A 23,617-nucleotide genomic window follows, 5' to 3' on the forward strand; every position below is an offset into this window, starting at 1 on the left:
TCTGAGCGAAATTGCTGGTTCAGTGTCGGAGCGCGTCTATAGAGTGGCCCCATGAGCCACATTTCTTCTGCATCCCCGGTAACCCGCGAAACTGTTCCGGAGCCGCCCGTTGCCAAGCGGGTTCCCACCCGGCGGGAACATCACGGCGATGTTTTCGTGGACCAGTACGAGTGGCTCCGGGACAAGGAATCACCGGAAGTCGTGGAGCACCTGAAAGCGGAGAACGCCTACCAGGAGGCCGTGACTGCGCACCAGGAGCCATTGCGCGAAGCGATGTTCCAGGAGATCAAGGGCCGCACCCAGGAAACGGATCTTTCGGTCCCCAGCCGCAAGGATGGCTGGTGGTACTACAGCCGCTCGGTGGAGGGCAAGGAGTACAGCATCCAGTGCCGCGTCCTGGCCCGGAACACGGGCGATCCCGTGGCGGACTGGACTCCCCCGGCCGTGGAGGCCGGCGTGGAACTGCCCGGCGAGGAAGTGCTCCTTGACGGCAACATCGAAGCCGAGGGCCAGCCGTTCTTCAGCGTCGGCGGCGCTGCCGTGACCGTGGATGGCAACCTCTACGCCTACGCAGTGGACAACTCCGGGGACGAACGATTCACTCTGCGGATCAAGGACCTGCGCACAGGCGAACTCCTTCCGGATGTCATTGAGGACATTTTCTACGGGGTTGCCTTCTCCCCGGACGGCACCAGGCTTTTCTACACAGTGGTGGACGAGTCGTGGCGGCCCTACCAGGTGAAGGCCCACGTCCTGGGCACGCCCGTCACCGAGGATGAGGTTCTCTACCAGGAGGACGACGTCGCCATGTGGCTGGGCTTCGACCTCGCCTCCGACCGTCGCCACCTCGTGCTCAGCATCGGCTGCTCGGAGTTCAGCGAAACCCGCCTGCTTCGTTTCGACGACTACGAATCCGGCCTCAGCACCGTCATTCCACGTGAAGAGCACATTCTCTACGAGGCCGAGCCCTTCCTCCTGGACGGCCGGGAAACCCTGCTCCTGACCCACAACAAGGACGCCATCAACTCGATGGTCAGCCTGGTGGACCCGGCGGAGCTCACCAAGCCCATCGCCGCGCAGAACTGGCGTACCGTCGTCGCGCATTCGGACGACGTCAGGGTCAACGGCGCAGGCGTGACCTCCACCCATCTGGTTCTTTCCATCCGCAAAGACACCATCGAAAGGGTGCAGGTGCTGCCGTTGGCAGGGCTGGGCACCCCGGCGCAGGGCGCACCCGTGGAGCCGGCCTTCGACGAAGAGCTCTACACGGCAGGCGTTTCGGGCTCGGATTATGAAGCCCCCGTGATCCGGATGGGCTACACCTCCTACTTCACACCGTCACGGGTGTACGACTTCGTCCTCCCCACTCCCGGGCTGCCCGATGGCCAGCTTCTGCTCCGCAAGGAAAGCCCCGTCCTGGGCGGCTACTCCTCTTCCGACTACGTGGCGACGCGCGAATGGGCAACGGCCGACGACGGCACCCGGGTCCCGTTGTCGGTACTGCGTCACGCTTCGGTACAGCCGGACGGCACTGCGGCGGGTCTCGTCTACGGATATGGCTCGTACGAGGTCAGCATGGACCCCGGATTCGGCGTAGCGCGGTTGTCACTCCTGGACCGCGGCATTGTCATGGTCATCGCCCATATCCGGGGCGGCGGCGAACTGGGACGCCACTGGTACGAGGACGGGAAGAAGCTCAACAAGAAGAACACCTTCACGGACTTCATTGCCGCAACGGACTGGCTGGCGTCCTCGGGCTTGGTCGACCCCTCGCGTATTGCCGCGATGGGCGGCTCCGCAGGCGGACTGCTGATGGGCGCCGTCGCCAACATGGCCCCCGAAAAGTACGCTGCGGTGGTGGCGCAGGTCCCGTTCGTGGACGCCCTGACCACCATCCTGGACCCCGAGCTGCCTTTGTCCGCCCTCGAATGGGAGGAATGGGGAAACCCGATTACCGATCCCCAGGCGTATGCGTACATGAAGTCGTACACTCCCTACGAGAATGTGGGAGCCACGGCCTATCCAAAGATCGCCGCTGTGACGTCCTTCAATGACACCCGCGTGCTTTACGTTGAACCGGCCAAGTGGGTCCAGGCTCTGCGCGCCACCTCCACTGGGACGGAGCCGATCGTCATGAAGATCGAGATGGACGGCGGCCACGGTGGCGCGTCGGGCCGCTACGTGCAGTGGCGCGAGCGTGCCTGGGACTACGCCTTCGTGGCCGACTCCCTGGGCGCCACGAAACTGCTTCCGGGAGCCGGCCTCAAGTAGACCTTGAGCGGAGGATGGCGTAATACCCCGGGATCACATCCGGAACCGATGGGTTGCTCAACGGACGGGTTTCGATGTTCGTCGCGCCGTCCTCCACAACGTTCCAGTCCGCCGTCGGAAAGGCCTTGGCGCGCTGCGCCGCGCCGAAGCGGCCCGGCATGGGCAATCCGCGGATGGCCCATTCAAGCGGTGCAGGGATCGACTTGCGGGTAGCGCCGAGGTGGCTGACGTAGTCCACGGGGGTGCCGGGAAAGTTGGTCTCTGCCAGGAACACGCCGCCACGGCGTCCGACGACGGGCAGCAGGTTTGCCGCCAAGGCTGCACGTCCTTTGCGGTCCAGCACGTGCAGCACGCCTCGGATGAAGACGTTGGCGTCGCCGGTCCAGCCCGCCTTTTCCAGCGCCGTTGCGACAGTCTGCGCAGCGTCCGGTGCCGTCATGTCGCACACGGCGAATGCCGCCGTCGTGATGCCGGCTGACTCCTGCCGGGCGCGGTCGATGGCGTTGGCGGAGTAGTCGAGCCCCAGGGCCAGGGGGAAGTGCCCTGCGAGGAGCCGGGTGAAACTGCCGTTGCCGCATCCAACGTCCACCACAGGGAGGGCCGGGTCAAGTTTCGCCAGCTTGGGAAGGTAGCCGTTCAGTTCATGGTCGCTTCCCGAGTCCCAGAGGACATCGCCGCTGGCTCCCGTCGATCGCACGTTGCCCCAGTATTGGTCCCAGGCGGTCAGCGGATCCTTGGGCGCCGAAGAGGAGAGCCTGATGAGGCGTGGGATCAGCAGGTACTTCCTCAGCGCAGAGAGCATGCTCCAAATATAGGGTGCCTTATCCCTGCACCAGCCACTCCAGCGCTTCTGTTTCGGAGGTGAAGAATTTGGTGGGACACGGCGGCTTCATGATGCCCAGGAAGAAATTGGCAATGACCCGGTCCACCGGCGACGAACCCCAAAGGGCGATCCTGTTGGCTTGGCAGGGTTTGGCGAAGACGGAGCGGGCGCCGCGCGTGACGTCGTCCGTGGTTGCCATGTCCACAATCATGGGGTGGCGTTCCTGGCCGCACAGCTCGTTGACCCGGTCCATGGCCCGCTGTGCGTCCCCTTCCTTGATCCTGGCGCCGCGAGGCCAGGTAAGACGCAGAATTCCGGACTCTTCAAGCTCCAGCTCAAACATCACCTGCTGGTGTTCCGGCGGTGTGGCGGGTTGGTCCACGATGCTCCTCATCCGATTCTGGGCCACAGGCAGTGGGCTTCGGTGCTTCTTCAAGGCTGTCGAATCCGAAGGACAATGTAAAGGCGTGACCCACGACTCATCCAGCCCGTTTGCTGCGTGGCGTCCGTACGCCCCCACGCCGCTGATAGGGTGTTGCCACATCCGGAATTTACGTGGTTAAGCGTTGAAGGGAAGGGGCTCAGTGGGCCAGGACAATGCCGAAGTACAGCATTCCCTTTCCGCCGTGGTCGCAGATTCCGATGCGGACCGCCTGGCCGTGGCATCGGCGGCCCTCGCTGCCGCGGGCTTCCGCGTTCTTCCTGCCAAGGACGCCGGCGAAATCGCTTCGCTGCTCCAGCACGAGCGCCCCGCGGTAGTGGTAGCGGAAAGCTCGCTCGGGCAGTCCCTCCGCAATCCCGGGGTCCCGGTCCTGCTCCTCCTCGGTGAAGACGAATCGCTGGATGTGGAAGCCGTGGAGTCATGGCGGGTTGCCGACTACGTCATGAGCCCGGTCCGCGGGGGCGAAATTGTCCATCGGGTGCAAACCCTGATCGGCCGCTCCAAGGAACGCGCGCGCTCCCGGGGCGAGGTCGAGGCCTTGCGCGAGAGCCTGCGGGGAGTTTCGTCAGCGATCCGGGAAACGAACGACCCCCAGCTGATCGCAGACCACGTCGTCCAGGGTTTCGGCGACGCCCTGGGTGTGGACCACGTCTGGTTCGCGACGTTCCAGGATGAACGGGTCCCCAGCATCCGCGCCCAATGGAGCCGCCCGGGACGCCAGATGCTTCCGGCAAGGCTGGGCGGCAGTGAGGGCGCCATCACGGAGGTGGCCAACAAACTATGGGCTGCGGCAGATGTGCTGGCCATTACCGACCACCGTGAGGACCCCGACTCGGCCATCGCCCAGGCCCTGAAAACCTGGTCCAACGAACTCAACCCCGTCTCTACAGTGCTGCTGCCTGTGGGCGAAGGCGCATCGGCCATGGGCATCATCCTGCTCTCCACAGTGGAGGACCGGCACGAATGGACCCGGCCCGAAATCGCACTCCTGCAGCACGTGGCCGGAAACGTTGCGCACGGACTCATCCAGGGAAACCTCATCAGCGCACAGCAGCGTGTCCTGCACCAGCTGCGGCAACTGGACAAGGCCAAGACTGACTTCCTGGCCACCGTGAACCACGAGCTTCGCACCCCGTTGACCTCCATCACTGCCTACCTGGACATGATCCAGGACGGTTCAGGTGGCCCGGTTCCCGAGGGCATCAACAGGATGCTGGACGTCATAGCCCGGAACTCCAGCCGCCTGCGGAAGCTCATTGAGGACATGCTGACGGTATCGATGCAGGACGGCAGCAACCTCGACCTCAAACCGGTGGACATCGCCAAGCTCCTCCAGGTTGTCGTGGCGACGCTGAGGCCACTGGCAGAGTCCCGCCACGTGTCGGTGTCTGTCACGGAGGGCCCCGAGGACATCGAAGTCACCGCGGACGAGGCAAAACTGGAACAGGTCTTCACGAACATCGTGGCCAACGCCATCAAGTTCACCCCCGAGGGCGGCCGGGTGGGCATCAGCAGCGCCGTGTCCTCTTCCAAGGATGGTGGGCGGGCAGCGTTGGTCAAGATCGCAGACAACGGCCTTGGTATCCCGGAACACGATCTCCCCCATATCCTGACCCGTTTCTACCGCGCTTCCAATGCCACCTCGGCAGCAGTTCCCGGCAGCGGCCTGGGCCTGGCAATCGCACATGACATCATCAGCCGCCACATGGGACGCATGGTGTTTGACTCCACCCTCGGCTCCGGGACCACGGTGTCCGTGGAGCTGCCCGTCGGCGGACCTTAGGTTTCGAGGCCCTGTGACAGCCCTGTCAATGGCTCAGCCGGACCACACCCGGGCCGTCACTAATGCGCGACATAATTTGAAACAAAAATTGATGCCCCAGGCAGCGGCCCGGGGCATCAATTTTATGTCAAGTGGCCTTGAGAGGCTCCCCCAATGTTTAGTTCGGCCACCACCCGATGCTGGTGGTGTTCGTCTTGGTTGTGGTGGTGCTGTTCGGCCACCAGCCGATTGCCGTGCTGTCCTGCGAAGGCTCGGCATTAGCCGGAGCAGCGAATCCCGTTACTGCCAGAACTGCCGCCATGAGCAGGGTTGCCGCAAATTTTTTCATCCGCTATGCCCTTTCGTACTGATGCGAATTGTTGACTGTGACTTGAATAAAGTCACGGGGCAAACTATACGAGCTTTTCTCCGRCAATGACATGGATAATGGGCACATGAATAGTCCCCACCTCGCCTCGCACCTCGTGGCCGGTCTCACGGCCCGTGCCAAGTGGAAGGAACGGGATTTCGACGAGGCCTTCAGGCTTGCGGGTGAAGCCGCGGAGCTGGCCTCGGAAGCCGGGGACGACCATTCCTGGTGGGACATGCGCTATTTGCAGGCCGAATGCCTCCGTGACCAGGGACGGATCGAGGAATACCTTCAACTGGCCACAGAGCTGAAGGACCACAGCTTCACAGCCACTTCCCCCGAGCTCGGCGCGAAAGCGGGAACCATGGTGGCCGTGGCATACCAAGGACTGGGCCGGCTCGCGGAGGCTGCCACCACCGCAGCCGATGCCGCGAAACTCGCGTCCTTGGACTCCGATTTGCTGTACGTGCAGATCCTGGCCCAGCGTGCGCTTATTGCAGCCCTGGCAGAAAGCCGGCTCCTGGATGACGCCTGGCGCGAATGCCTTGTCCTGGAAACGTTGATCACCGACGACATTGACGAAGACACCGCGGGCAAAGGCTATTGGGTCATAGGAAACGTAGCGTTCCTGGCCGACCGGGTGGCCGATGGCGGCAGATATCACGACCTTGCCGCGGAACGGCTTTCGCCGTCGAAAGACGTCGATCTGTGGGCACGCTTCAACCGCGCCTCGGCGGAAATGCGGCTCCAGGCCAAGCTCGACGACGCCGCCACCTTGCGCTGCATCGAACGGGCCGAGCTCGCCACCGATATTGTGGGCGGCTCAGAGCGGGACCACCTGGAAATGTCACTGGTCCGCGCCCACTGGAATTTCCTCAACGGCCAAATGAAGGAGGCCCTGGCCATCCTTGAGCCGTTGAGTGCCCGCTCCTCCATCTTGGCCACCCAAACCGCGGCCGAAGCGCATTTCCTCCTGGCCCGGGCCCTGTTGGACTCCGGCCGGACGGACGACGGCCTGGCAGCATGCGAAGTCGCAGCAAAGCTTTTTGACCAAGCAGCACTGCCCGAGCGCAGTGCGGCGGTTCGCGACTACTTGCAGAAGACTGTTGAACTGCAGGACGGGCCACGCAAGGTTTAGTTGTGGCCGAGGCAAGCATGTATTCCGGGAACGATCCCCGCTTGGAGCTGCTCCTCGAAGGCATTGTCCGGCTCGCTGCAGGAGACCTGAGCACCCGGGTGGAGGTCTCCGAAGCGCGCGATGAGATCGACGCCGTCATCATGGGCACGAACCTCCTTGCCGAAGACCTGCAGATTGTTTACGAGGAGCTGGAACAGCGGGTGCAGGCCCGTACCCAGCAGCTCAACGAAGCCCACCTCGCAATGCGCCGCATGGCCATGACCGATCCCTTGACGGGCCTTCACAACCGTTCGGCCTTTGCCGCCGCGCTCAACGAAGCACAGGCCGGGGAGGTAGACGGCAAGAAGAGGGCCGCCATCCTGCTGCTGGACATGGACGGTTTCAAAGCCATCAACGACTCCCTGGGCCACACCATCGGCGACAAAGTCCTGGAAACCGTAGCCGGGAGGATCAGCGGGGCGGTCCGGGAACAGGACATGGTGGCACGGATGGGTGGTGACGAATTCGCGGTTCTGATCCCTGGGGTAAGCCCCAGCGAAGCCGCCGCCATCGGCAACCGCATCCTCGCCGCCGTCGTAGAGGTCATGGAGATCGAAGGCCAGCACCTACGGTGCGGTGCCAGCATGGGCCTGCGCATGGCCGACCCCGGCCAGCGCGCGGAGGAACTCATGATGGAGGCGGACATCGCCATGTACGAGTCCAAATCCGACGGCCGTGGACGGCTGAAGATCTTCGAAGCGGCCATGTTGCACGCGCGGCAGATGCGCAACCAACTGATCGGCGAACTCAAGGAGGCAATCGCCGGTTCCCAGCTGGTGCTCCACTACCAGCCCATCGTCAGGCTGGACACCCGGGAAATCGAAGGCGTGGAGGCCCTGGTCCGTTGGAACCACCCCACCCGTGGACTCATCATGCCCGATGAGTTCATCCCCATCGCCGAAGAAACGGGAATGATCTCCGATCTGGGCGGCTGGGTGCTCCGCACCGCCGTCGAACAATTGAAGCAATGGCGAACCGACCCCATGACCCGACGCCACCGCTTCAGCATGCGCATCAACGTTTCGGCGGCGGATCTGCAGCGGCTGGAGTTCGTGGAAGACGTGCGGGAGGCGCTCTCTGAGGCAGACCTGGACCCCTCGCTCCTGGTGCTGGAGCTGACCGAGAGCGCCGTCATCCAGGGAAACGACCTGGATCGATACACCCTCAACAGCCTGCGCCGTTTGGGGGTGGGGCTGGAGATCGATGACTTCGGCACGGGCTATTCGTCCATCAGCTACCTGCGGCAGTTGCCCGTCGACACCGTGAAAGTGGACCGGACACTGCTGTCAGCACTGGGCAGCGATCCTTCCCAGCCTGCCCTCCTGGCAGCGGTATTGCAGCTGATCCGGGCATGCGGGCTGAATGCCGTCTGGGAAGGCATCGAAACTGCGGAGCAGGCCGAGTACCTGTTGGGCATTGGCTGCACCAGCGGACAGGGCTACTACTTCAGCAGGCCGCTGGCCGAGGCACAGCTGACCGAGCAGCTGAAGCACCACAACACGTGGCCGGTCAGCTGACGCTGCGGGTCCACGGGCGGTGCCGGTTGCGCCACTCCGAGTCCAGGATTGCGTAGATGTTCTCCGTAGCCCACTGGCCCTTGTAGTGCCAGTTGTCCACCAAGGTTGCCTCCAAACGCATCCCGAGCCGCTGGCAGATCCCCGCCGAGCCTTCGTTGAGGGCATCGAGCTTGGCGTCCACGCGGTGGAAGGACAACTGCTCGAACGCCAGGCGCAGGACGGCTTCGGCTGCCTCCGTGGCGTATCCGTGGCCACGGGCATCCGGGTGCAGGATCCAGCCAAGCTCGCCCTGCCCGGTGCCTTCCAGCCATTTCAGCACGACCTCGCCTACCAGGCCCGGCTGGTCCTGGCGCTCAATGGCCAGGCACACCCAATCCCCTTCCTGGTTGAACTCGAAGTTGGCGTAGCGGCCCAGGACCTCCATGGACTTGGTCTTGGTGAGTTCGTGGCGGAACAGGAAGCGGGCTGTTTCGGGGAGGGCTTGGTATTCGTGGAAGCGTTCCAGGTCTTCCACGCCGAAACGGCGCAGGATCAGGCGGTCGGTGACAATCGGGAGCTCAATTTCGGGCATGCACATGAGGCTACTAGGCCGGGACGAATAGTGGCCCAGTCTTGACACGTGGCGCGATCTGGGATTACCTAATGAACATTCGGTAAATAAAGCTGGAGGCAATGACGCATGGTTGAAACAACCCTCTCCGGTGCATCGCACCACATCCTGACGAACGACTACGCGTCCGAATGGATGGGTATCGAGGTCCTCAAGCTCGACGACGGCCACGCCACAATCCGCATGCACCTCCGGCAGGAGATGCTCAACGGATTCGGCATGGCCCACGGCGGAATGATCTTTGCCTTCGGCGACACCGCCTTCGCACTGGCCTGCAACCCGGCCAACCCGACACCCGAGGAGGCGGCCTCCATCACGGTGGCCTCCGGCGTCGACATCAACTTCATCAAGCCGGCCTACCAGGGCCAGGTGATTACCGCCGTCGCAAACCGCCGCGCAAGCACGGGACGCAGCGGACTGTACGACATCCAGATCTTCGCGGCCTCCCCCGATGCTGCCCCGGACACCGCATCCGACGCAGAGACCGGCGAACTCATTGCTGAGTTCCGTGGCCGCAGCCGTACCATCTCCAAGAAGTAGGAAACCCCCATGACGCAGAACACCGTGGCCGCACCCACCGCCAACATGTCCGAAGCCGGTTCTCCCGTGCTGGACCGTGAAGAGACCATCTCCCGCGACGAACTCGAGGCACTCCAGCTCACCCGCCTCCAGCACACGGTGGCCTACGCCTACGATCGCGTTCCCCTGTACAAGCGCAAGTTCGATGAAGCCGGCGTGCACCCGTCGGACCTCCGCGAACTGAGCGACCTTGGCAAGTTCCCCTACACCACCAAGGAAGACCTCCGCCTGGAGTACCCGTTCGGCATGTTCGCCGTCCCGCAGGACCAGGTGGCACGCATCCACGCCAGCTCCGGCACCACCGGACGGCCTACTGTGGTCGGCTACACCAAGAACGACCTCGCCAACTGGGCAACACTGGTGGCCCGGTCCTTCCGCGCCTCCGGCGTCCGCCCCGGCATGAAAGTCCACAACGCCTACGGCTACGGCCTCTTCACCGGCGGCCTGGGCGCGCACGCCGGCGCCGAAGCGCTCGGCTGCACCGTCATCCCCATGTCAGGCGGCCAGACCGAACGCCAGATCCAGCTCATCCAGGACTTCAAGCCGGACGCCATCCTGGCCACACCCACCTACCTGCTCACCATCGCCGACGCCATGGCGCACATGGGAATCGATCCCACGTCCACCTCCCTCAAATACGCAGTGCTCGGCGCAGAGCCGTGGACAGAGGAAATGCGGCACGAACTCGAAGTCACCATGAACATCAAAGCCTCGGACATTTACGGGCTCTCCGAAGTCATGGGTCCGGGAGTTGCGGGTGAAGCGGTTGAAACGCAGGACGGCTGCCACATCTGGGAAGACCACTTCCGCCCCGAAATCATCGACCCGTTCGATCACTCCACGGTCCTGGGCGACGGCGAACCGGGCGAACTCGTTTTCACCTCGTTGACCAAGGAAGCGCTGCCGATCATCCGGTACCGCACCAAGGACCTCACCCGCCTGCTGCCCGGCACCGCACGTCCCGCGCACCGCCGCATGGGCCGCATCACCGGCCGCAGCGACGACATGATCATCCTCCGTGGCGTGAACCTCTTCCCGTCGCAGATCGAAGAAATCGCACTCCGCATCCCCGAGCTCAGCCCCCACTTCCAGCTCGAAATCACGCGCCCAGAGGGCAAGCGCATGGACTCGCTGACCGTGAAGATTGAGCGGCGCGAAAACGTCACCGTTGACGCCGGCACGACGGCGGCCCACACCTTGCGTGAGCAGATCAAGATTCACGTCGGGTCATCCTGCGTAGTCGACGTTGTGGAGCCGGGCTCGCTTGAGCGGTCCAACGGCAAGCTCCGCCGGATCTACGACATGCGGCCCAAGGGCTGAGCGCCTTCCCCGGTTGAGATCGTGAGAAAATGCCAGCATGCCTACTGAGACCACCACCAAGCGCGGACGGCCCGGTTATGACCAGCAGTCGGTGCTCCGCATCGCCGTCGACGTCTTCAACCGCCACGGGTACGACGCCACGTCCATGGGCATCCTGGCCGAGAACCTCGGGATCTCCAAGTCAGCCATCTACCACCACGTGCCGTCCAAGGGCGATCTGCTGAAGCTCGCCCTGGACCACGCACTGGGTGGTCTTGAGGCCATCCTGGAGGAGCCCTCAGCAACGTCCGGACCTGCTGATGCGCGGCTCGAGTTCGTGCTGCGGCAGACCATCGCGGTGCTGGTGGACCGCTTGCCGTTTGTGACCCTGCTGCTGCGTTTGCGCGGAAACACGGAGATCGAACGGGACGCACTGGAACGCCGGCGCGCATTCGACCACAAGGTGGCTGAGTTGATTTCCGCCGCCCGCGAGGACGGCTCCCTGCGCCAGGACATCGATCCCCGGACGGTCACACGGCTCCTGTTCGGCACCATCAACTCGATCGTGGAGTGGTACAAGCCCGGCGGTTCCCTGTCCCCTGAGAAGCTCGCGGACGACGTCATCACCATGGCCTTCGACGGACTCCACACCGCAGCCTGACCCTCCCGCACATCCCGCGTGCTTGATGCCGACGCTCCCTCACATCCCCCGTGCTTGATGCCAAACGCTCCATCACACCCCACGCCCTTCGTTGCCGACGCTCCATCACACCCCACGTGTTTGATGCCAACGCTCCATCACACCCCACGTGTTTGATGCCAACGCTCCATCACACCCCACGTGTTTGATGCCRACGCTCCATCACACCCTCCCCAAAGGTGGGCGTGGCATGCGCGCCAGGTGCCGTCGTCGTGCAATGCCCATAGACGCGCAGGCACAAAACGAAACGCCATCCCACGATGTGAGAAGGCGTTTCGTTCGTGAGGAAGGGTTACCACCAAACCCTAGGAACGTGAGCAAGCGTCACGACGAAACACGCGGGATGTGAGCAAGCGTCACGACCAAACCCTAGGAACGTGAGGAAGGGTTACCACCAAACCCAAGGAACGTGAGCAAGCGACACCACCAAACACGCGGGATGTGAGCAAGCGTCACGACCAAACCCTAGGAACGTGAGGAAGGGTTACTTCTCCACGAGGGTCAGGACGTCGTAGGTGGCCACGATCTCGTCGTTCTGGTTGGTCAGGACGGCGTCCCACGCCACCTCGCCGTATTCGTCGGTCTCACGCGGGGTGATCTTCTTGGCCGTCAGTGTGACGCGGATGGAGTCGCCGGCTGCGACCGGGGTGATGAAGCGCAGGTTCTCCAGGCCGTAGTTGGCCAGCACGGGACCCGGCGCGGGCTCCACGAACAGCCCCGCGGCCCAGCTCAGCAGCAAGTAGCCGTGGGCCACGATGCCCGGGAAGAAGGGGTTGGCTTCGGCGGCTTCCTGGTTGGTGTGCGCGTAGAAGGTGTCGCCCGTGGAGTTCGCGAAGGCGGTGATGTCTTCAAGCCTGACCTCCCGCAGTTCCGAACGGACGGCGTCACCAATGCGGAGGGTCGAAAGGTGCTTCCGGAACGGGTGCTCACCTTCTGTTTCCACAGTGAAGTTGCGGTCGGCGCCGGTGTGCCACTGGCCAGTGACCGCGGTGAGCATGTTCGGCGAACCTTGGATGGCCGTGCGCTGCATGTGGTGCAGGACGGAACGGATGCCACCCAGTTCCTCGCCACCGCCGGCGCGGCCCGGACCGCCGTGGACCAGGTGGGGCACCGGCGAGCCGTGTCCGGTGGAGGAGCGTGCGTCTTCGCGGTTGAGCATGTGCACGCGGCCGTGGTGGGCTGCGATTCCTGTCACCAGTTCGCGGGCGACAGCGGGATCGTTGGTGCACACGGAAGCCACCAGCGAGCCTGAGCCGCGAGCTGCCAAGCGGATGGCGTCGGCAAGGTCGGAGTACCCGAGCACGGAAGAAACCGGCCCGAAGGCTTCCAGGGAGTGGACTTCTTCGGCTTCGGCGTCTGCCCAGCTGAGGAGCACGGGCGACATGAACGCGCCGTCCTCCACAACTCCTACGGTGCCTCCAACGGAGGTGACCGACGGCGAATCGAGGGATCCGTACGCAAGTTCACCTCCGGCGTCGAGCATTGACTGCACGGCCGCGCGGACGTCGGCGAGCTGTTCGAGGGAAGCCAGGGCGCCCATGGTGACGCCCTCGGCGCGCGGGTCGCCGAGTACGACGCGTTCGTTGATGCGGGCTCCGACGGCGGCCGCGACGTCAGCGGTCAACTCCTGGGGAACGATGACGCGGCGGATGGCAGTGCACTTCTGGCCGGCCTTGACGGTCATCTCGGTGACGACGGCTTTGACGAAGGCATCGAATTCAGGGGTCCCGGGAACGGCGTCGGGGCCAAGGATTGCTGCGTTGAGCGAGTCGGTCTCGGAGGTGAAGCGGACACCGCCCTGCACCACGTTCCGATGGGATTTGAGGGAGTTGGCGGTGGATGCCGAGCCCGTGAAGGAAACGAGGTCGCGGTAGTCGAGTTCGTCCAGGATGGTCCGGGCAGACCCGGAGATCAGCTGCAGGGAACCGGCCGGGAGGATGCCGGACTCGACGATTGCCCTGACGGCGTCAGCGGCCACATAGCCGGTGGGCGTGGCAGGCTTCACGATGGTGGGAACGCCGGCCAGGAACGCTGGGGCGAACTTTTCCAGCATGCCCCAGACGGGGAAGTTGAAGGCGTTGATCTGAACAGCGACGCCTGGAATGCGGGTGTAGATGTGCTCACCGGCGAACGAGCCGTCCTTGGAGAGCACCTCCATGGGGCCATCGACAATGACCTGCGAGTTCGGGAGTTCGCGGCGGCCCTTGGAACCGAAGGTGAAGAGGACGCCGATGCCGCCGTCGATATCGATCATGTTGTCGATCTTGGTGGCGCCGCTCTGCGAGGACGACGCGTACAGCTCTTCACGGCGCCCGTTGAGGTACATGGCAAGCTCTTTGAGCTTGAGCGCGCGCTGGTGGAACGTCAGCTTCCCGAGTTCAGCCTGGCCGGTGGTCCGCGCGAAATGCACGACGGCGGCCAGGTCCAGGCCGTCGGTGCTCACGTTCGCCAGGACTTCTCCGGTGCTGGCGTCGCGAACAGGAACCTTCTTGGCATCGGGGGCCGGGGTCCACCAGGCATCCTGGACGTAGCTGGGGACGGTGGCAACGGCTGTGGTTTCCGGGGCGACTGCGGTAGTGGTCATCGTCGACGGGTCCTTCCAAGGCACAGGAAATCGGCACGGTCAGATGACTGAAGCCAACATTACTGACCGGCCGTTCGGTAATATATACAGGGTACATGAATCCCCCGGCGAGTACAGCAGTTGTTTTTCAAGCGGAGAAGCCCGCCCCGGCTCCCACCTTGGCCCGGACCGCGCCCAGCTCTTCCAGAGAAAGCCCGTTGTCCGTGAGGAATCCAGCAACATCAAGCGAAGCCAGGAAGCTCCGCAAAGCCGCCAGGCGTTCAGCCAACATGGCCTCGAGCTGCTCGTCGGGAAGATACGGATCATGTGCGTGGGGCGCCCCATGGGTCCGGTGCCGCTCATTGATCCCGCGGGCAGCAAGCTCATACCCGGCAAGGATTTCCTGATCGTCCATCCCCGCGAGCCGCTGCAGCATCAGGGCGATCATTCCGCTCCGGTCCCTCCCGGCAGAACAGTGCACCACCACTTTGCCCGGTGAGGCAGCGATGGCTTTGAAGACGGCGGCGACCTTCCTCCCGAACAGCTGCAGATAGTCGCCATACTGGGCCGGATCCCTCAGGTACGGGCCGAACAGCTCACTGAATTGGCTGTGGTCCGGGTCTTCCGTGGGGCAATGGACGACGTCGATGCGCGCCTTCACATCGTCCGGCACCTCAGGATCCGTGTCGCGTTGCCGCCGCTCGCGCGAGGCGCGGAGGTCGATCACGGTGCGGACGCCGTCGTCGTACATTTGCTGCCAACCGTCCCCGGTGACCCATTCGTGGCGACCCATCCGGTACACGTCGCCGGCGATCTTCCAGGCGTTGACAGCGCCATCCCAGTGGACACTTTGGTGCGTTGAAGAAGTCCCGTCCATAGCAGCCAGCTAAGCACATTGACGGGCCGGAAGGGACCGCCTGCGCGCCGAGGAGTGAGCTCTCGGGACCAACCGCGGGCGCTTACCGCCGAAAGCTCACCCCTCGGCGCCGTACTTGGCCAGCCGGTACTCGAGACCGTTGCGCACAGCCGGCCACTCGTGCTCAAGGATGGAGAACACCACTGTGTCGCGAAGCACGCCGTCCTTGGTGCGGGAGTGGTTCCGGAGAACCCCGTCCTGCTTGGCGCCGAGCCGGGCGATGGCTTCACGGGACTGGTGGTTCAGCCAGTGCGTGCGGAATTCCACGGCCGGGCAGCCCAGGGCTTCAAAGGCGTGCCGCAGCAGCAGCAGCTTGGAATCCGGGTTGGTTCCTGTACCGTGCGCCGACGCCGCGTTCCAGGTGGAACCGATCTCCACGCGAGGGGTCGCGGCGTCGATGTTCATGTACGTGGTCATGCCGATCAGTTTGCCCGTGGCTTTGGAGCGCGTGGCGAACGGCAGCATGGAGCCCGCCTCCTGCAAGGAAAGGCGACGCTCGATGTCCGCAGCCATGCCCTCCGGCGTCGGAACGGAGGTGTACCAAAGCTTCCACAGATCTCCGTCGCGGGCCGCATCCACCAGGCCATCGTGGTGTTCCTGGCTCAACGGCTCAAGGGTCACGAACTTGCCGGTCAGGGTAATGGGTTCAATGAAAGTCACCCGGATAGCCTAACTGGACCCAGCGCTTAGTCGTTCCAGTCGAAGAAGCCCTTGCCCGTTTTGCGGCCCAGCTCTCCCCGCGCCACTTTGTCCCGAAGGATCTGTGGCGGAGCAAAACGGTCGCCCAGCGTGGACTGCAGGTACTCGGCAATGCCAAGCCGCACGTCCAACCCGACAATGTCCGTGGTCTTCAGCGGGCCCGTGGGGTGCTTGTAGCCGAGAACCATCGCGGCATCGATGTCCTCCGCGGACGCCACGCCCTCTTCCACCATGCGCATCGCTTCCAGGGCTATGGCCACCCCCAGCCGTGAGGATGCAAAGCCCGGAGCGTCATTGACGACGACGGCGGTCTTGCCGAGTGCCTCCGTCCAGCTTTTTGCCGCTTCAGCGAGTTCGGGAGACGTCTCCTTGGCCAGCACCACCTCGATGAGGGTGGATGCGGGAACAGGGTTGAAGAAGTGCAGCCCGACGAAGTTTGCAGGCCGGCGAAGTTCGTTGGCGAGTCCTGTGACAGACAGCGACGACGTGTTGGAGGCCAGGAAAGCATCGGCAGACAGGTGGTCCTCCACGGCCTTGAGCGCCGTGACCTTGAGGTCGTAGTCCTCTGGCACGGCTTCAATCACCAGGCCGCAGTGGACGAAGGATTCGTAGTCCGTGGAGGTACTGAAGCGCGACATTGCCTCGTCGGTTGTTTCAGCGAGGGTGCCACGCGCTGCGGATTTGGCCACGGCGTCGGCTACCCGCGAGTGCGCACCGGCTGCAGCCTCATGGTCGCGTTCCACCACAATGACCGTGGCACCTTTGGTGAGGAAGGCGTGCGCGATGCCGGCGCCCATCCGGCCTCCGCCGAGGACACCTACGACGTGCGGGATTGCGGATACTGTGGTCATTTCTGCGTCCTGTCCTGCGTGGAAGCGTCGGAATCTTGCGAAGCTTTGGCCGACTTCTTGTCGAGGAATGCCTGCATGCGGTCGAACTTCGCCTGGGACTCAAAGAGGATCCCCTGGGCGAGGGTGTCGATCACGGGATGGGCCTCCGCCGGCGCGTGGAACACCGACTTGGTGATGCGCACGGCCATCGGATCCTGGCGGGCGATCCGGTCTGCCAGGGCATGGGCCGCATCCATCAGCTCGGGAGCTTCGTAGATCCCGGTAATGAGGTTGATCCGCAGCGCCTCTTCAGCCCGCAGTACCGCCCCGGCCAGGAGGATCTCCTTGGCTTTCGGTTCCCCGACGAGTTCCTTGAGACGCCAGGTGGCGCCGGCAGCGGCCATGATGCCCAATCCGGTTTCCGGGTTGCCGATACGCACGCTCGGGGTGCCGATCCGGAAATCGGCAGCGTATGCCAACTCAGCGCCGCCGCCCAGGCAGTAACCATCCAACGCAGCGATGACGGGCATGGGCAGCTTGGCGATGCGGACAAAGATCGTGGAGTTGATGCCCTGCAAAGCGTCGTCCCTGCGCCGCTCACGCAACTGGCCGATATCGGCACCGGATGCGAACACACCGTCGGTACCGGCAATGATCAGTATTCTGGGGTTCCGCTCCAGCTCGGCACACACGGCATGAAGCTCGTCCACCATTTTCTGGTCGATCGCGTTGCGGACCTCGGGGCGGTTCAGCAGAACGGTCAGGCGGTCGTCGCGTTCTTCGAGCAGGAGCGTAGTGAAGTCTTCAGGATTCAGTGCCATTACACGCCTTCCAGCAGCATTGCCGTGCCTTGGCCCACGCCGATGCACATGGTGGCCAGGCCGAGTTTCGGTCCCGTCGCCGAGGCCAATTCGCGTTCCATCCGGCCCAGCAGTGTGATGGCGATCCTTGAGCCGCTGGAACCGAGGGGGTGTCCCAAACTGATGGCACCGCCGTCGTTGTTGACGATTTCAGGGTCAAGTCCAAGGCGACGCATGCTGGCGAGGGACTGGGTGGCGAAAGCCTCGTTGAGTTCCACGGCACCGAGCTGGTCGACGCTGAGCCCGGTGCGGGCCAGCACCTTTTGGGTGGCAGGGACGGGACCGATGCCCATGATCTCGGGCTCGCAGCCGGCTGAGGCGCCGTCGATGATGCGGGCGCGTGGTGTGAGGCCGAACTTCTTGATGGCGGCTTCGGAGGCGACGATGATGGCCGAAGCGCCGTCGTTGAGGGAGGAGGAGTTCCCGGCGGTGACCACGGATCCACCGGGAACCACGGGGCGCAATCCGGCAAGGACGTCCATGGTGGTTCCTTCCCGGGGGCCTTCGTCCGTGTCCACCACGGTCTCGGACTTCCGCGTTTTCACGGTGACGGGAACGATCTCATCTTTGAACCGTCCGCCGGCGATGGCTGCCAGCGCACGCTCGTGCGACCGAACGGCAAACGCGTCGGCGTCTTCGCGGGAGATATTGTCCACACGGCCGACTTCCTCGGCAGTTTCCGGCATTGAGTAGGTCATCTTGCCGTCGCGCGACAGCTCGCCCTTGGTGAAGAGCGGGTTGGCGAAGCGCCAGCCGATGGAGGTATCAAAAATCTGGCCAGGCTTGGCGAAGGCCGTGGTCGGCTTCTCCTGGACCCACGGCGCACGGCTCATGGACTCGACGCCGCCGGCAACCACGATGTCCGCGGCACCGGATTTGATCATCTGACTGGCCATGATGATGGCGCTCAATCCGGAAGCGCAGAGCCGGTTGACCGTAATGCCCGGGATGTGGAGGGGAAGCCCGGCAAGGAGGGTTGCCATTCGGGCAACATTGCGGTTTTCCTCCCCGGCGCCGTTGGCGTTGCCGAGGATCACCTCATCAATCGAGTCAGGGTCGACGCCGGCACGCGCCACAGCTTCCCGGACCACCAATGCGGCGAGATCATCGGGTCGGACTGAGGACAGCGCCCCACCATAGCGACCCACAGGCGTCCGTGCGCCGCCAACAAGAAAAGCCTCGACCATGAGAACATCCTTCGCGAAAGTGAAAGGGACCGGCCTCGAATAATATACCGACCGTTCGTTCTATAAAGATTACACGGCCCAGCGGGAGGGTCAACAGATGAAGCTGCCCGCCGGACCGCATCCCACCCCGCTCAGACCACCCGGATTCCGAGATGACCGGCCAACAACGGCGCCATCAAGCTCAACTGGTAATCGTCGATAACCGCCCCCGCCAGCCCGGCCAAACCATTGATTCCCCGAAACTCCGATGTCCGCAGATCCACGTCCTTGAGCTTGGCGCCCGTCACATCAAGGGTTCCGATGGTGCAGTTCTTCAACGCCACCCGCGTTCCCGTGCATCCACCGAGATCGAGTTCGTTGATGATGCAATCGGAGATCTGGACATCCATGAGCTTGGAACCACGGAGATTCACGTAGTCCAGCTTGCCGCCGTCGATTCGGACCGAGCGCCAGTTGCCCTCATAAAGTTCGGCCGAACCCCATCGGGGATTGGTGATCTCGACATCCTGCCAGGACGTACGCGCAGCCATGAACACGGGCGCGTACGGCTCAGCCAGGATGCACTCACGGAACGTCGCTCCCCGCAGTTGTGCCTCGTTGAAGGACACACCGTTGAATTCACACTCAATGAAATCCGCGCCGCTCAGTTCCTCCCCGTCCGCCGAGACCCGGGTGAGCCGGACGCCGTCGTACCGTTCGCCGCGCTGGAACTCCGGGGCGTCGTCGTCGCGCAGTTCATCCAACCGCACCGGGGAGATCTTGGGGGCCGCCACCTTCGCAGCCGCCATCAGAGCGCCTCCGCTTTTCTTGCAATCGCCGCTGGAGCGGTGGTCCCGGTGTCCGGCGGAAGATCCGGCAAGCCGGCCCGGGCCCGCTCCGGTCCGGCGTTGATATGCTGCGTCAAAGTGGTGGCTGGTTCCATGCTTCGAGCCTATCCCCGGGCGCCGACAAAACCGTCCCCGGGGGTCAGCAACCCTGCCAAACCACCGCCGGCGCTGGAAACCACACCGAAAGGCCACCCCATGGTCACCATCGATTTGAGCGGACAGAGCAAAGCAGCGGGAGGCTCAGTGTCCCTCAAGGGATACCTGGCCGAGCCCCCGGGCGAGGGTCCGTTTCCCGGGGTGGTGATGATCCACGAAGCCTTTGGATTGGATGATGTGATGCGTCGCCAGGCTGACCGGCTGGCGACGGCGGGCTACCTGACGCTCGCGGTGGATCTGTACAGCGACGGCGGTGCAAGGCGCTGCCTCGTCGCCACCATGCGCTCTATGCTCTCGGGCGAGGGCCGGGCTTTCACCGATGTGGCCACCGCCAAAGAGTGGTTGCGCAACGATGACAGGTGCACCGGCAAGGTGGGCGTCATCGGCTTCTGCATGGGCGGCGCTTTCGCGTTACTCGCCGCAAACGATGGTTTTGACGCCGCGGCCGTGAACTACGGCCAACTCCCGCGGGACCTGCATAACGCCCTCCAAGGCGCGTGTCCGGTGGTTGCCAATTACGGCGGCAAGGACCGCACCCTGCCCGGAGCTGCCGCCAAGCTGGATCAGGCCCTCAACAGCCTCGGCATTGAGCATGACGTCAAGGAATTTCCGACGGCGGGCCACGCCTTCATGAACGACGCCCCGGTAGGACCGAAGCTGCTCCGCCCCCTGACGCGGGTCATGGGCATCAAACCCGATCCAGCCTCCGCCCCGGAAGCATGGCGGCGCATCGAAAAGCATTTCGCGAAGCACCTGGCAGGCTGACCCGGGCAAAAGCTGACCCGGGCAAAAGCTGATTCGGGCAAAAGCGGGCCGAAACGACGGCGGGCGCCCCTTCCGGTGAACCAATCACTGGAGGGGGCGCCCGTCGTCGAGCCTCTGTCAGCTCATAAGCGTCAGCTGAAAAGCTCGCTCTTCGGCTGGTTGTTCTTGACCTTCTGCCAGCCGATCCACAGCACCAGGGCGAAGAACGGAATGGTGGCAAGGGTCCACAGGCCCAGCAGGAAGACCTCGCCTGTTGCCTTGTCGGTCATGGTGTCGAAACCGATCAGCACAGTGATGGCAAGCAGGGCGACCAAACCCAGCCAGCTGGTCCACGGCGAACCGGGCATGGGGAGGCTGGAGACCTTGCCATGCTTCTTACGGAGCGCGATCTGGCTGGCGAAGATGGAACCCCACGTGAAGATCACGCCGATGGAGGCCGTGTTCAGTGCGAGGTCGAAGGCGTGCGAGCCACCCAGCCAGATGTTGAGCAGGATGCCAACGAGGTACACGCCGCCGATCGCGAGGATGGCCGCGTACGGCACATGGCGGGTGGACATCTTGGTGAGCCACTGCGGGGCGTGGCCGTTGTTGGCCATGGTGCGGAAGATACGGCCGATCGAGTAGAGACCGGAGTTGCAGGAGGACAGCGCGGCGGTGATGACGATCATGTTCATGACATCGCCCATCCAGCCAAGTCCCATCTGGCCGAACACGGTAACGAACGGCGAGGTGCCGGCGACGTACTGGTCGGACGGCAGCAGCATGGCAAGCAGCGTCACCGAACCGACGTAGAAGACAACTATGCGGAATACGACGGCGCGGATCGCCTTGGGAACTTCGCGTTCCGGGTTCTCCATCTCGCCTGCGGTGATGCCGACGAGTTCAATGGCGTTGTAAGCGAAGATCACGGCGTTGAGGACCAGGATCATCACCAGGCCGCCCTTGGGGAACATGCCGCCGTCTTCGTGGAAGAGGTTGGCAACGGACGCATGGCCCTCGCCCACCTTGGCGTTGGTGACAACCATGAACGTGCCAACGGCCAGGAAGATCACGATTGCTGCGACCTTGAGGCAGGACGCCCAGAATTCGAACTCGCCGAACGCCTTGACGCTGAACAGGTTCACAGCCACCAGCAGCACCAATGCGGCAATGGCGGACAGTTCAATCGGAACGTTGGGGAAGAAGAACTGGAAGTACAGTCCGATCGCGATGAGTTCGGCAATGCCCGTCATGGCCCAGTTGATGAAGTACATCCAACCGGAGAGGAAGGCGCCCTTCTTGCCGAACATTTCGCCGGCGTAGCTCACGAAGGAGCCCGATGTCTGGCGGTACATGATGAGCTCACCGAGTGCGCGCATCAGCAGGTAGGCGATGACGCCGGCGATGGCGTAGGAGAAGATGAGGGCCGGGCCCGTGGAGGCCAGGCGGCCACCGGCACCCATGAAGAGGCCGACGCCGATGGCGCCACCCATGGCGATCATGGTGACGTGGCGGCGGCTCAGGGTCTTTTTGTATCCCTCGGCGCTGAGGGTAGAGCCTGCGGCTGTGGATGAGGCCTTGGGGCTCTGGAGATCTGTGGGAGTACTTTGCGGCACAGCTGTTCCTTGTGGGTTGGGGTATTGCTGTAAGGGTTTCGCCCAGTGCCGGGACACGGGCGGCTTTGGCACACATAATTCGAGCTTTCCCGCTTTGAGGATCCCGAAGTGTGACAAAGAACGCAGAACGCCGAAGCTTCGCGCAACCCGTCTATCTTACGGGATTAACCGGAATGCCCGTGACGCAGGCAACAGCACCCCTTTCTCCGGAAGCAACGCGGGGTCGGATATGGCCCATATTCATCCGCTGGATGGGCCATCTCCGACCCCGGGCCGCGGTTCTCCAATGGATTGCCTAAATAAAACTTTTCGGTGTGCCTAAATTTCGCTATCCTCGTAGTGAGTACCCCCAACGATGAGGAACCCCAATGGCTGCACCCACCCTGGAAACACGTGCCACCCCCGGCAAAGTATGGTCCCGGCTCCTGCTCCTGGGGCCTGCCTTCGTTGCTGCGATCGCCTACGTGGATCCGGGAAACGTCGCAGCCAACCTCACGGCCGGTGCCAACTACGGCTACCTGCTGGTCTGGGTCCTGGTTGTAGCCAACGCCATGGCAGTCCTGGTCCAGTACCAGTCAGCCAAACTCGGCCTCGCCACAGGAATGAGCCTCCCTGAGATTCTTGGCAAGCGGCTCGGCAACAAGCGCCGGCGCCTCTATTGGCTGCAAGCTGAAGTTGTCGCCGGAGCCACGGATATGGCGGAAGTCATCGGTGGAGCCGTGGCCTTGAACCTGCTGTTCGGAATTCCGCTGCTTGCCGGTGGCGTGATCGTCGGCATCGCCTCCATGCTGCTTTTGGCCTTGCAGTCGCGGCGGGGCCAGCGCTCCTTCGAGTACGCCATCCTGGTTCTCCTGGGGATCATCGCCGTGGGCTTCGTGTCCGGGCTGTTCGTCAATCCCCCGGATGCGGGGAGCGCCCTTGGCGGGCTGGTTCCGCGTTTTGAAGGTACGGACACCATCCTTCTGGCAGCGAGCATGCTGGGCGCCACCGTGATGCCCCACGCGATCTACCTCCACTCGGCCCTTGCCCGCGACCGGCACGGTTTCTCCCCGGACCCCGTCATCCGGACAAAGCTGATCCGCGCCACCCGCACGGACGTCGTCGGCGCCCTGCTCCTGGCCGGGGTCGTCAACATCTCGATGCTCCTTCTTGCCGCCTCCAGCCTGCGCGGCATAGAAGGCACGGACACTATCGCCGGAGCCCACGCCGCGGTGACGTCCGCCCTGGGCCCGGCCATCGGCGTGATCTTTGCCATCGGCTTGCTGGCATCCGGACTGGCGTCCACTTCGGTTGGTTGCTATGCCGGCGCGACCATCATGGGCGGCCTCCTCAAAGTCCGTATTCCCCTGCTCACCCGCCGCGTCATCACCCTGATTCCCGCACTGATCGTGCTGGGTGCCGGGATTGAGCCGACACTCGCCCTGGTGCTGAGCCAGGTGTTGCTCAGCTTCGGTATTCCTTTCGCCTTGATTCCCCTGATCCGGCTCACCGGCAAGAAGGATGTCATGGGCCTCCACACCGACGGCATGCCGCTGAAGATCGCGGGTTGGACAAGTGCCGTGCTGATCGTCGGTTTGAACTGTGTCCTCATCACGCTCACCCTCACAGGGCAGTCCTGATATCCGGCCTGGCCTGATCCGGAGCATCAGGCAGCAAAGCTAGGCTGGAG

At 63.7% G+C, this 23,617-nt stretch carries 22 protein-coding genes; 9 read left to right on the plus strand and 13 right to left on the minus strand.

Annotated features, from left to right (window positions below; genetic code table 11):
* Window positions 1–51: 51 nt before the first annotated feature.
* Window positions 52–2,271, plus strand: coding sequence for a S9 family peptidase (locus tag AB4Y81_RS03930; protein ID WP_055971265.1), 2,220 nt, complete (start codon window positions 52–54; stop codon window positions 2,269–2,271).
* Here AB4Y81_RS03930 and AB4Y81_RS03935 read toward each other — a convergent pair.
* Both AB4Y81_RS03935 and AB4Y81_RS03940 read right to left on the minus strand, forming a co-directional pair.
* Window positions 2,264–3,073 (minus strand): class I SAM-dependent methyltransferase, encoded by an 810-nt coding sequence (locus AB4Y81_RS03935; protein ID WP_039242728.1) that lies wholly within the window; start codon window positions 3,071–3,073, stop codon window positions 2,264–2,266. The genes AB4Y81_RS03930 and AB4Y81_RS03935 overlap by 8 nt on opposite strands.
* 19 nt (window positions 3,074–3,092) lie before the next feature.
* Window positions 3,093–3,476 carry a DUF7793 family protein gene (locus tag AB4Y81_RS03940; protein WP_039242755.1) on the minus strand — a complete coding sequence of 128 codons (384 nt, stop codon included), beginning with the start codon at window positions 3,474–3,476 and terminating at the stop codon, window positions 3,093–3,095.
* A 202-nt stretch (window positions 3,477–3,678) separates the two neighbouring features.
* Between AB4Y81_RS03940 and AB4Y81_RS03945 the strand changes: the two genes are divergently transcribed.
* A complete protein-coding gene (locus AB4Y81_RS03945) occupies window positions 3,679–5,319 on the plus strand; it encodes an ATP-binding protein (RefSeq protein ID WP_441995369.1) in 1,641 nt (546 codons plus the stop codon).
* 157 nt (window positions 5,320–5,476) lie between these two features.
* Here the strand turns inward: AB4Y81_RS03945 and AB4Y81_RS03950 are convergent, their stop codons facing one another.
* Complete coding sequence (locus AB4Y81_RS03950) at window positions 5,477–5,647, minus strand: hypothetical protein (protein ID WP_162239598.1); 171 nt, start codon at window positions 5,645–5,647, stop codon at window positions 5,477–5,479.
* A 106-nt stretch (window positions 5,648–5,753) separates the two neighbouring features.
* On the opposite strand from AB4Y81_RS03950, the gene AB4Y81_RS03955 reads away from it, so the two are divergent.
* Window positions 5,754–6,806, plus strand: coding sequence for a hypothetical protein (locus tag AB4Y81_RS03955; protein WP_441995371.1), 1,053 nt, complete (start codon window positions 5,754–5,756; stop codon window positions 6,804–6,806).
* 17 nt (window positions 6,807–6,823) lie between these two features.
* A complete protein-coding gene (locus AB4Y81_RS03960; RefSeq protein WP_441995421.1) occupies window positions 6,824–8,362 on the plus strand; it encodes a putative bifunctional diguanylate cyclase/phosphodiesterase in 1,539 nt (512 codons plus the stop codon).
* Here the strand turns inward: AB4Y81_RS03960 and AB4Y81_RS03965 are convergent.
* Entirely contained in the window at window positions 8,355–8,933 is a 579-nt protein-coding gene (locus AB4Y81_RS03965; protein ID WP_018776943.1) for a GNAT family N-acetyltransferase, read from the minus strand. The two genes, AB4Y81_RS03960 and AB4Y81_RS03965, sit on opposite strands and share 8 nt — an antisense overlap.
* 108 nt (window positions 8,934–9,041) lie before the next feature.
* Between AB4Y81_RS03965 and AB4Y81_RS03970 the strand changes: the two genes are divergently transcribed.
* From AB4Y81_RS03970 to AB4Y81_RS03980, 3 genes are read left to right on the plus strand one after another with little or no spacing between them, the layout of a single operon-like run.
* Window positions 9,042–9,512 (plus strand): hotdog fold thioesterase, encoded by a 471-nt coding sequence (locus AB4Y81_RS03970; protein ID WP_018776944.1) that lies wholly within the window; start codon window positions 9,042–9,044, stop codon window positions 9,510–9,512.
* A gap of 9 nt (window positions 9,513–9,521) precedes the next feature.
* Window positions 9,522–10,871 (plus strand): phenylacetate--CoA ligase PaaK, encoded by a 1,350-nt coding sequence (paaK, locus tag AB4Y81_RS03975; protein WP_039242731.1) that lies wholly within the window; start codon window positions 9,522–9,524, stop codon window positions 10,869–10,871.
* 37 nt (window positions 10,872–10,908) lie between these two features.
* Window positions 10,909–11,511 carry a TetR/AcrR family transcriptional regulator gene (locus AB4Y81_RS03980; protein ID WP_018776946.1) on the plus strand — a complete coding sequence of 201 codons (603 nt, stop codon included), beginning with the start codon at window positions 10,909–10,911 and terminating at the stop codon, window positions 11,509–11,511.
* 523 nt (window positions 11,512–12,034) lie between these two features.
* On the opposite strand, the gene paaZ is transcribed toward AB4Y81_RS03980, so the two are convergent.
* From paaZ to AB4Y81_RS04020, 8 genes are all read right to left on the minus strand, one after another.
* Window positions 12,035–14,134 carry a phenylacetic acid degradation bifunctional protein PaaZ gene (paaZ, locus tag AB4Y81_RS03985; RefSeq protein WP_039242757.1) on the minus strand — a complete coding sequence of 700 codons (2,100 nt, stop codon included), beginning with the start codon at window positions 14,132–14,134 and terminating at the stop codon, window positions 12,035–12,037.
* A 127-nt stretch (window positions 14,135–14,261) separates the two neighbouring features.
* Window positions 14,262–14,990, minus strand: a complete 729-nt coding sequence (locus AB4Y81_RS03990) for a tyrosine-protein phosphatase (RefSeq protein WP_055971250.1) — start codon at window positions 14,988–14,990, stop codon at window positions 14,262–14,264.
* Window positions 14,991–15,086: 96 nt separating this feature from the next.
* Window positions 15,087–15,689: a GNAT family N-acetyltransferase gene (locus tag AB4Y81_RS03995; RefSeq protein WP_055971248.1), complete on the minus strand. Its 603-nt coding sequence runs from the start codon at window positions 15,687–15,689 to the stop codon at window positions 15,087–15,089.
* A gap of 26 nt (window positions 15,690–15,715) precedes the next feature.
* Entirely contained in the window at window positions 15,716–16,579 is an 864-nt protein-coding gene (locus tag AB4Y81_RS04000; RefSeq protein WP_441995375.1) for a 3-hydroxyacyl-CoA dehydrogenase family protein, read from the minus strand.
* A complete protein-coding gene (locus tag AB4Y81_RS04005) occupies window positions 16,576–17,379 on the minus strand; it encodes an enoyl-CoA hydratase/isomerase family protein (RefSeq protein WP_039242761.1) in 804 nt (267 codons plus the stop codon). Before AB4Y81_RS04005 ends, AB4Y81_RS04000 begins: the two co-directional genes overlap by 4 nt.
* Window positions 17,379–18,605 carry a thiolase family protein gene (locus AB4Y81_RS04010; RefSeq protein WP_064721445.1) on the minus strand — a complete coding sequence of 409 codons (1,227 nt, stop codon included), beginning with the start codon at window positions 18,603–18,605 and terminating at the stop codon, window positions 17,379–17,381. The genes AB4Y81_RS04005 and AB4Y81_RS04010 overlap by 1 nt, the downstream gene beginning before the upstream one ends.
* A gap of 131 nt (window positions 18,606–18,736) precedes the next feature.
* Entirely contained in the window at window positions 18,737–19,393 is a 657-nt protein-coding gene (locus AB4Y81_RS04015) for a pentapeptide repeat-containing protein (RefSeq protein ID WP_189075378.1), read from the minus strand.
* Window positions 19,393–19,527, minus strand: coding sequence for a hypothetical protein (locus AB4Y81_RS04020; protein WP_267912540.1), 135 nt, complete (start codon window positions 19,525–19,527; stop codon window positions 19,393–19,395). Before AB4Y81_RS04020 ends, AB4Y81_RS04015 begins: the two co-directional genes overlap by 1 nt.
* Before the next feature lie 100 nt (window positions 19,528–19,627).
* Between AB4Y81_RS04020 and AB4Y81_RS04025 the strand changes: the two genes are divergently transcribed.
* Window positions 19,628–20,353: a dienelactone hydrolase family protein gene (locus AB4Y81_RS04025; protein ID WP_189075379.1), complete on the plus strand. Its 726-nt coding sequence runs from the start codon at window positions 19,628–19,630 to the stop codon at window positions 20,351–20,353.
* Window positions 20,354–20,484: 131 nt separating this feature from the next.
* Here AB4Y81_RS04025 and AB4Y81_RS04030 read toward each other — a convergent pair whose 3' ends face one another.
* On the minus strand, window positions 20,485–21,948 hold the full coding sequence (locus AB4Y81_RS04030) for an amino acid permease (protein ID WP_189075380.1): 1,464 nt from the start codon (window positions 21,946–21,948) through the stop codon (window positions 20,485–20,487).
* A 368-nt stretch (window positions 21,949–22,316) separates the two neighbouring features.
* Between AB4Y81_RS04030 and AB4Y81_RS04035 the strand changes: the two genes are divergently transcribed.
* Window positions 22,317–23,567, plus strand: coding sequence for an Nramp family divalent metal transporter (locus AB4Y81_RS04035; RefSeq protein ID WP_055971229.1), 1,251 nt, complete (start codon window positions 22,317–22,319; stop codon window positions 23,565–23,567).
* Window positions 23,568–23,617 lie beyond the last annotated feature (50 nt).

The organism is Paenarthrobacter sp. TAF1, assembly GCF_052113825.1.
Taxonomy (GTDB): domain Bacteria; phylum Actinomycetota; class Actinomycetes; order Actinomycetales; family Micrococcaceae; genus Arthrobacter; species Arthrobacter nicotinovorans.